Here is an 8,177-nt window from a genome sequence, read left to right on the forward strand (position 1 = left end):
GCTCTACGCCCGCCTCGAGTGGCTCGCCCAGCGCAAGGACCTCGTTCAGCGGGCTGGAGGCAACTTCGCCCACGGCGGGGCACTCCGAGTCACACATGCGTGAATTGCCATATGTTAATGTGACCATGCACGGCCTGCGGACAGCGAGCCGCAGGGACTCGAAGAGCATCGCCGGGAGCACCACATGACCACCGCCACCGAGCACCGCACGCACGACAACCACACGCACGCCCACGGCGAGGGCTGCGGCCACGTAGCCATCCCGCACGGCGACCACACCGACTACGCACACGACGGCCACCTCCACAGGGCCCATGAGGGTCACGTCGACGAGTGCGCGAGTGCCGGCCACACCACCCACGAGGGTCACGACCACCAGCACGGTGAAGACTGCGGACATGTGGCCGTGCCGCACGAGGACCACGTGGACTACGTGCACGACGGCCACCGTCACGCCGCGCACGACGGCCACTGGGACGACCACTGATCCGGAGCCTTCGCCGACACGCAGCCGGACACGGGAATCATTGCCACTTGCTAACATGCGCATATGGCAATGACTCCTCCCTCGACAACCCCGGCAGACGAACCGATACGCGCCCTGGAGGCCGCCAGCGACCTACTGAAGGCGCTGGCCTCCCCGGTGCGCCTCGGCATCGTGCGCGAGCTGTCCGAGGGCGGAAAGTACGTTCACGAGCTGGTCGCCACCCTCGGGGTGAGCCAGCCGCTGGTCTCCCAGCACCTGCGGGTCCTGCGCAACTCCCGGATCGTGACAACCCGCCGCCAGGCCCGCGAGATCCGGTACCACCTCGCGGACGAGCACATCGCCCACATCGTCCTGGATGCCATCCGGCACGCACAGGAGTAGCCCGGCACCGTCACGGCACGACGGCACCACGGGACACATTCGTAATGGGATCCATTTTCATGTAGCGTCCTTCTCGCACACCGGAGAAGGAGAACCATGGCCGTCCCGAAGCGGAAGATGTCCCGCAGCAACACCCGTCACCGCCGCGCCCAGTGGAAGGCCGCCACGCCGACGCTGGTGCCGGTCACGGTCGACGGCGTGCGTCACCTCGTACCGCAGAACCTGGTCAGGGCCTACGAGCGCGGGCTGCTGCGCCCCGAGGGCTGAGGGGAACGGGTATGACGTTCGACCGGCTGCCGGTGACCGTTCTGTCGGGCTTCCTCGGTGCGGGGAAGACGACGCTGCTCAATCATGTGCTCGGCAACCGTGAGGGGCTGCGCGTCGCGGTCATCGTCAACGACATGAGCGAGGTCAACATCGACGCGGCGCTCGTGCGCGGCGGCGAGGCGGCACTGTCGCGGACCGAGGAACGCCTGGTCGAGATGACCAACGGGTGCATCTGCTGCACGCTGCGCGACGACCTGCTGGAGGAAGTGGACCGGCTGGCCCGGGAAGGGCGGTTCGACTACCTGCTCATCGAGTCCAGCGGCATCTCCGAGCCCATGCCGGTCGCGGCCACTTTCGCCTTCGCCCGCGACGACGGCGCCACCCTCGGCGATTTCGCCCGTCTGGACACCATGGTCACGGTCGTGGACGCCGCCAACTTCCTCCCCGAACTGGTCGGCGGCGACGAGCTCGTCGAGCGTGGCCTCGATCAGTACGAGGACGACGAACGCACCGTCAGCGACCTGCTGATGGACCAGATCGAGTTCGCCGATGTCATCGTGCTCAACAAGCTCGACCTGGTCGACGACGCCGCCGCCGAGCGGCTGCGGGCGACGCTCACCCGCCTCAACCCGGTGGCCCGGATCGTGCCCGCCGTGCATGGACGTGTGAAGCTCAAGGACGTACTCGGCACCCGGCTGTTCGACCTGGAGCGCGCCCAACAGGCCCCCGGCTGGGTCATGGAACTCAACGGCGACCACGTCCCGGAGACCGAGGAGTACGGCATCTCCTCCACCGTCTTCCGCTCCGGACTGCCCTTCCACCCCGGGCGGTTGTGGCGGTTCGTGACCGAGGAGATGGACAGCGGCGCCTACGGGCAGGTCCTGCGCTCCAAGGGCTTCTTCACTTTGGCCAGCCGTCCGCAGGTCACGGGGCTGTGGTCACAGGCCGGCTCCGTCGCCCGCTTCGAGCCCTCCGCCGCCCGCGACACCGACACCCCGGCAGGCCAGGAGCTGGTGTTCATCGGCACGCACCTGCACTCCGAGGCACTCCACTCCGCGCTCACCGATTGTCTGCTCGCGGACGGCGAAAGCCTGTCGGCCGATGACCCGTTCCCCGCCTGGGACACCTACGGCATCGACGACACCTGCGACCACGAACACCCCGAACTCGCGGCGCGGCCCTGAGGCTCCGGGCGGGCGGTGGTCGCAGCCACGGCACCGCCCGCCCGGTACATCCCGGACACCCGCAGACCGACTCGGGAGGCCGGCGTGACGGAGCACGGTGTACGACTGGCACGGTCCAGGAAACCCTGCTGATCCCGCTGTACGGGCGAGCAGTGGACAACCGGAAGTCGACGCCATCCTGCGCGACCGCGGGCCGGGGAGATCGTCGCCTCCATCGACTGCGACTTCGCCCGCTTCGACGATCTGCCGAGCCTGCGGCACGGTGCTGCGCACCAGCCTGTTCGACCGATGGGTCGCGGACTTCCTCGCCACCGAAGCCGTCCCGCCCGTTCTGGCCGGGCATCGTCAACAGCGGACCTTCAACTCCCCCGTCAGCCTTGCGAGCACGTCGGCGCGGTTGTAGCGCGCCGACGTGCTCGGGCACTCATCCGATCAGGGAAGAGTGGCCGGCCGGGTGACCTGACCGGCGTGCGCGTGGGCCAGGTACCGAGTGCCCTCGCCGAGTCGGAGGATCAGTGGCCGGTGACGACGCCGGACAGTTCGTTCGTGCTCTTCGGCAGGGTCACGGACGTGACCTTCTTGCCCGATTCGATGTCGACGGCGTGCAGTTGGCGCTTGCCCGGTTCTGAGACGTACGCGGTGTGGTCGCGGACGAAGAGGGTGGGCCGAGGCTGCTGCCAGTCCAGCGGCTCCTGCCACTCTCCGACGACGGGGATCTTCTTCTCCACCTTGCCCGTCTCCGGATCGATGACGTGGAGCGTGCCGTTCGTGCCGAGGACGAGGGCCTCGCCGTGGGGTCCGCGGCCGAGCGAGCGGAAGGAGTAGCTGGTGCCCAGGTCGACCAGGCGCAGGTTCGCGGTCTCGGTGTCGATGAGGGAGATGCGGGTGGGCCGCTCCAGTTCGGCTTCCGGGTCGGTCTTGTAGTCGCCCAGGAGGATGGGCGAGGTGTCGCTGCCGCGCTGGTTGCCGATGCGGCCGTAGTCGTCGGGGGCGTCGACCTTGGTGAACTTGCCGTTCTTGTAGAGCAGGAGGCCGTCCTCGCAGCCGATGCCGACGGCTTCGCCCTTGGCGGTGGCCTCGCCGTGGACGCCGGGGCAGTTCTCGTTGCGCTTGATCTCCTTGTTGTTCTTGTCCAGGACGAGGGCGCCGGTGCGCTTCTCCTCGGTGCCGAGGGTGGTGATGAGTTCGCCGTTGGTCAGTTCGATGGCGACGCCGTGGTGCGGTTCGGCGGAGGTGTAGGTGCGGCCTTGCGGCTTCTTGCCGCCTGCGAGGTCGTCGGGGTCGAGGACGTTGACCTCGCCGGTGCCGTCGGTGAACAGGACCGTCTTGCCGGCGTGCTGGACGACGTGCCCCGGCTTCGCGCCCTTGTACTCGATGCCGGTGAAGGTCTGTTCGGCAGCGTTCAGGACGCGGAAGCCGGCGTCGGTGGAGACGATGACGTGGGAGTCGTCGCCGGCGGGGTTGAGGCGGTTGAAGCCGGGCAGCTCGATCGTGTCGGCCAGCTTCAGGCTCTCACCGTCCAGGACGTACAGGCCGCCGTCGAAGGTGGCGATCAGCGGGTCCTTGACCGCTACGGCCTTCGCGCCCGGCGCGGCCTTGGCCTTCGTGTCGGACGAGGAGCTGTCATCCCCTCCGCATGCGGTCAGGACCGCGGAGGCCGCCAGGGCGAGGGCCGTGCCCGTGAAGGCTCTGTTGCGTATGGACTTGTTCACCGGTGTGTTCCTTTCTGTGCCGCGCGGGTGCGGCAGTGGGTGGGGGTGTGCTTGGGCGGCCGGTCGGCCAGGGTTCATGTGCGGGGCGGGCTGGTTCAGGCGCCGGTCAGGCCGTCGGTCATGGCGGTGGTGTTGGCGCGCATCATCTGCAGGTAGGTGCCGGCGCCCTTGCCCTTCTCGGTCAGCGATTCGGAGTAGAGCTCGATGACGCGCACGCCGCCGCCCAGTTCGGTGCGCAGGACCTCGGCCAGCCGCTTGGGCTGGGAGGAGTCGGCGAATACGGTCTGTACGCCTGCCTCGCTCATGGCCTGGGTGAGGGAGCGCAGGTCGGAGGAGCTGGGTGAGGCCAGCGTCGTACCGCTCGGGATCACCGCGCCGATCACCCGGAAGCCGAAGCGTTCGGCGAGGTAGCCGAAGACGTGGTGGTTGGTCACCAACGCGCGTCGCTGCTCGGGTATGCGGTCGAAGGACTTGTCCATCCAGGCGGTCAGATCGGCGAGTTGGTCGTCGTAGCGGTCGGCGTTGTCGCGGACCGCCTTCTCGTCGACGCCGTCCACGTGCTGGACGACCTGGTCGGCGATCAGGCGGGCGGCCTTGCGGACGCGGTCGGGGTCGGTCCAGAAGTGCGGGTCGGGCTGCCCGGCGTCCTCCTCGGGGCCACCATCGTCATGCGCCTGGAAGGTGAGCGGGTCTGCCGCCTTGCCGGCCTCGAAGGTTGCCACCCCTGCCTCGCGGGCGGCCTCCACGTGCCGCAGCACGTTCTCCTCCAGACCCAGCCCGTTGAAGACCACCAGGTCGGCACGCTCCAACTCGGCGGCCTGCACGGCCGACAGGCCGAAGGAGTGCGGGTCGGCGTTCGGCTTCATCAGCACGGTCACATCGGCCTCGTCGCCGACGATCTCCTGCGTGACATCGCCCAGGATGTTGGTCGTCACGACCACCCGGGGCCGGTCGTCGCTGCTCGTACAGCCGGTGCCGGCACCGGTCAGAGCGAGGGTGAGCAGGACCGGCAGGAGGGTGCGCAGCCGCCGCGACCCTCTCGTGCGTGTGGTCATCGTCCGGTCTCCACCATCAGGGCCGGCTCGATGTCCAGGTCGAAGGTGCGCGCGAGGCGCAGGTTGTCGTTGTAGTCGATCTCGTACACCCGTTTGCCCTTGGGGTCGTTGAGGTAGGCGCGGCTGCGGTCGACTTCGATGACCGGTCCCGCCTTCCCGTCGGTACCGGTCTCGGAGGCGCCTGTCAGAAGCGGCTTTGTCCTGGAGACCTGTTTGCCGGTGGCGATGTCGTAGCCGTGGAGTGCTCCGTCGGTCTCCAGGACGATCAGGACGGAGCCCTCACCGGCGGTGTTGGCGGAGACGACGGAACCGGTCCTCACCCGTTTCCACGTGCGTTCGCCGACATCCAGGACCCACACGGCCCGCTTCCCGGCCGGCGCCGTGAGCGTGTCGCTGCCGGGCCGGTGCCGGAAGGCCGTGGCCCGTTCCGCTTCGGGCACGTCGCTGCCGTACGGGATTTTCTCGGCCGTGAATGTGCCGTCGGCCTCACGGACGAGCAGGGCGCCGTCTTCGCAGCCGAGGACGACGCCGCGCCGGGTGACGGCGTCCCCCCGCACCTCCTCGCATCGGGCGTCCGGCGACGCGGCCCGCTTGCCCTCGCGGTCGTACACCGCGACCTTCCGGTCCTCCGTGACGCCGAGCAGGTGCTCCGCGTACGGCACGACAGCTCCCGCGTGCGTACCGGGAAGCGTGCGGGCGGAGCCGACCTTGCCATTCGCCAGACCGGCCCGGCGGTAGATCCTGGCCCGGCCGTCCTCGTCGGTCACCGCGGTCACGGCGGCATCGCTGCGGATACGGGTGCCCGGGCCCCCGGCCACCCGGCCCACGTCACGTATCGCCGCGCGGTAGTAGTGGACGTGGTCGCCGTGGTCCACCATCCAGGCGCCGCTGTCCAGGACGCGCGTGCTGCCCGCGGTGTGGAAGTAGCCGAAGCGACCGTCGGTGGTGAGTTCGGTGGTGTCCGTCGCCTGGGACACCTTGTGTGTCTTCCCGGTGATCAGATCGAGTACCCGGGTTTCGCCCGTCGCCGGGTCGTTGAGCAGCAGCCGGGACTGCTGCTCGGCCTTCTCCTGGGCCCCTTCGACGTAACCGTGCGGAGCGGACGCCGAGGCGGTGGCCTTCGGGGCTGACGCGGTGTCGTCGTGGCTCGCACAACTCGTGGCGAGCAGGGAGATCGTCACGAGCGCGGCGGGCGCCCAAGGTATGACGTTGCTTCGGACGAGCAAAGGGATCGCCTCAGGTTCTTTCAGTCGGTCGCTGTGGCGTGAGCGCCGAGAAGGCGCGCACGGCTGCGGTGGCGGAGGCCGGATGCCAGGTGGGAGAGGAAGAACAGGCTCACCGCGAGGGCCGAGACGGTCGCGCCGGCCGCGGTGCTCAAGTGCCAGGACAGCAACAGGCCACCGAAGGTGGCGGTGATGCCGAGGAGCGCCGCGAGGGCCATGACGCCCCGCACACTGCGCGCCCAGGGCAGCGCTGCGGCCGGCGGGGCGATGAGCAGGCCGAGCACCAGCAGCGTGCCCACGATGTGGAAGGAGGCGACGATGGCCAGTGCCAGCAGGCCGAGCAGCACCGCATGAGCCAGGCGCGGGCGCAGCCCGAGCGTCTGGGCCTTGCGTGAGTCGAAGGCCAGGGCGAGGAAAGCCCTGTGGCCGAGGACCGAGACGACCAGCGCCAGCAGCAGCGCCACCCCCAGCAGCACCAGGTCCTGCTCGCGGACGGCGAGGACGTCACCGAAGAGGAACCCGGTCAGGTCGACCGCGAAGGACTGCGAGCGCGACACGGTGATCACACCGAGCGACAGCATCCCCACGAACAGCAGGCCGATACCGGTGTCCTGGGACAGCCTCGGCGTGCGGCCGAGAGCCGTGACGCCGACGGTCATGACGGCCGCGCTCAGCAGCGCCCCCAGCAGCAGGTTGCCGCCGAACAGCGCGGCGAGCGCGACTCCGGGCAGCAGCCCGTGCGACATGGCGTCACCGAGGAAGGCCATACCCCTGAGCACCACCCAGGTGCCCGCCAAGGCGCAGATCGCCGACACCAACATTCCGCCCCACAGGGCCCGCTGCACGAAGGTCACCTCGAAGGGACCCGTCAACCACTCCATATAAACGCACTATAATGAAAACCATGTTCAGAACACAGGGGGGCCCTCCCGCAGTCGCCGAGATCCGGACGCCCCGAGTCCGCTTCACGGAGCTCTCCGCCGGATACCCCGGCCGCCCCGTCCTTCGTCAACTCGACGCGGAAATACCGGCGTTGGCGATCACCGCATTCGTCGGCCCGAACGGCAGCGGGAAGTCCACCCTGCTCGGAGTCATGGCCGGAGTGATCCAACCCACATCAGGCCGGCTCCACCACGTCGGCGACCGGCCGCCGGCGTTCGTCCCGCAGCGCAGCGCCGTCACCGACGCACTGCCGCTCACGGTCAGGCAGACAGTGGAGATGGGGCGCTGGGGCGACCGCGGGCCATGGCGCCGACTGACCCGGAAGGACCATGCCACCGTGGACCAGTCCATGGAGAGGCTCGGCATCACCGACCTCGCCACCCGCCAACTCGGAGAACTCTCCGGCGGACAGCGGCAACGCGCCCTGATCGCCCAAGGACTCGCCCAGGAGTCCGACCTGCTCCTCCTGGACGAACCGACCACGGGCCTGGACCCCGAAGCTAGGGACCGGATCGCCGCTCTGCTGACGGAGCTGGTCGCCGACGGCAGGACCGTCGTCCAGGCCACCCACGACCTGGAAGCCGCACGCTCGGCGGACGCCTGCCTCCTGCTCCGCGAGGGTCGGCTGGCGGCGCAGGGAAACCCCGAGCAACTTCTCACCGCCTCAACGCTCGCCCAGATCTGGCAACCGGTGTGAGGCGACGGCCGCCAGATGCTGGTCGTTCCCCGCCGCTCGCGCCTGACCTTCGGCGCGGCGCGGCTCCCCTCGTGGACGCCGTGCGGCGAGGATGACGGGTCATGACGATCGTGTTCCGGGTTCCTGCGGGCGGAGCGGAGCGGGTGGGGTTCGCCTACTCGCCGACGATGGAAGCCGTACTGAGTCTCCATGTGCTGGTGGAGCCCAAGCACCACCCCGTCCAGCACGG

The 8,177-nt window shown here is 69.2% G+C and carries 11 protein-coding genes; 7 read left to right on the plus strand and 4 right to left on the minus strand.

Translation table 11 applies throughout. The annotated features are described in order from the left end of the window. Positions 1-184: 184 nt before the first annotated feature. From ABT116_RS36235 to ABT116_RS36255, 5 genes are all read left to right on the plus strand, one after another. A complete protein-coding gene (locus tag ABT116_RS36235; protein ID WP_351642960.1) occupies positions 185-487 on the plus strand; it encodes a hypothetical protein in 303 nt (100 codons plus the stop codon). Between the two features lie 63 nt (positions 488-550). Continuing rightward, positions 551-868: an ArsR/SmtB family transcription factor gene (locus tag ABT116_RS36240; protein ID WP_351642963.1), complete on the plus strand. Its 318-nt coding sequence runs from the start codon at positions 551-553 to the stop codon at positions 866-868. Positions 869-964: 96 nt separating this feature from the next. Continuing rightward, on the plus strand, positions 965-1,135 hold the full coding sequence (gene rpmF / locus ABT116_RS36245) for a 50S ribosomal protein L32 (protein ID WP_097258509.1): 171 nt from the start codon (positions 965-967) through the stop codon (positions 1,133-1,135). A gap of 11 nt (positions 1,136-1,146) precedes the next feature. Further along, positions 1,147-2,319 carry a GTP-binding protein gene (locus ABT116_RS36250; RefSeq protein WP_351642966.1) on the plus strand — a complete coding sequence of 391 codons (1,173 nt, stop codon included), beginning with the start codon at positions 1,147-1,149 and terminating at the stop codon, positions 2,317-2,319. 262 nt (positions 2,320-2,581) lie between these two features. Beyond that, entirely contained in the window at positions 2,582-2,722 is a 141-nt protein-coding gene (locus tag ABT116_RS36255) for a hypothetical protein (protein ID WP_351642969.1), read from the plus strand. Between the two features lie 109 nt (positions 2,723-2,831). On the opposite strand, the gene aztD is transcribed toward ABT116_RS36255, so the two are convergent. The 4 genes from aztD to aztB all read right to left on the minus strand — a co-directional run bounded on the left by aztD (position 2,832) and on the right by aztB (position 7,190). Beyond that, complete coding sequence (aztD, locus tag ABT116_RS36260) at positions 2,832-4,031, minus strand: zinc metallochaperone AztD (protein ID WP_351642972.1); 1,200 nt, start codon at positions 4,029-4,031, stop codon at positions 2,832-2,834. Between the two features lie 95 nt (positions 4,032-4,126). After that, positions 4,127-5,086, minus strand: a complete 960-nt coding sequence (gene aztC / locus ABT116_RS36265) for a zinc ABC transporter substrate-binding protein AztC (RefSeq protein ID WP_351642975.1) — start codon at positions 5,084-5,086, stop codon at positions 4,127-4,129. Continuing rightward, entirely contained in the window at positions 5,083-6,312 is a 1,230-nt protein-coding gene (locus tag ABT116_RS36270) for a hypothetical protein (protein ID WP_351642978.1), read from the minus strand. The genes aztC and ABT116_RS36270 overlap by 4 nt, the downstream gene beginning before the upstream one ends. A gap of 20 nt (positions 6,313-6,332) precedes the next feature. Next, the gene (aztB, locus tag ABT116_RS36275) at positions 6,333-7,190 is read right to left on the minus strand and encodes a zinc ABC transporter permease AztB (RefSeq protein WP_351642981.1); all 858 of its coding nucleotides are present in this window, start codon (positions 7,188-7,190) and stop codon (positions 6,333-6,335) included. A 14-nt stretch (positions 7,191-7,204) separates the two neighbouring features. On the opposite strand from aztB, the gene aztA reads away from it, so the two are divergent. Together aztA and ABT116_RS36285 are read left to right on the plus strand one after the other, a co-directional pair. After that, entirely contained in the window at positions 7,205-7,948 is a 744-nt protein-coding gene (gene aztA / locus ABT116_RS36280; protein WP_351642983.1) for a zinc ABC transporter ATP-binding protein AztA, read from the plus strand. Between the two features lie 101 nt (positions 7,949-8,049). Then, positions 8,050-8,177 (plus strand): DUF5937 family protein (locus ABT116_RS36285; RefSeq protein WP_351642985.1); only part of this gene is annotated, 128 nt, incomplete at its 3' end.

The sequence above is a fragment of the Streptomyces sp. NPDC002130 genome (genome assembly GCF_040296465.1).
In the GTDB taxonomy this organism is placed as follows: Bacteria; Actinomycetota; Actinomycetes; order Streptomycetales; family Streptomycetaceae; genus Streptomyces.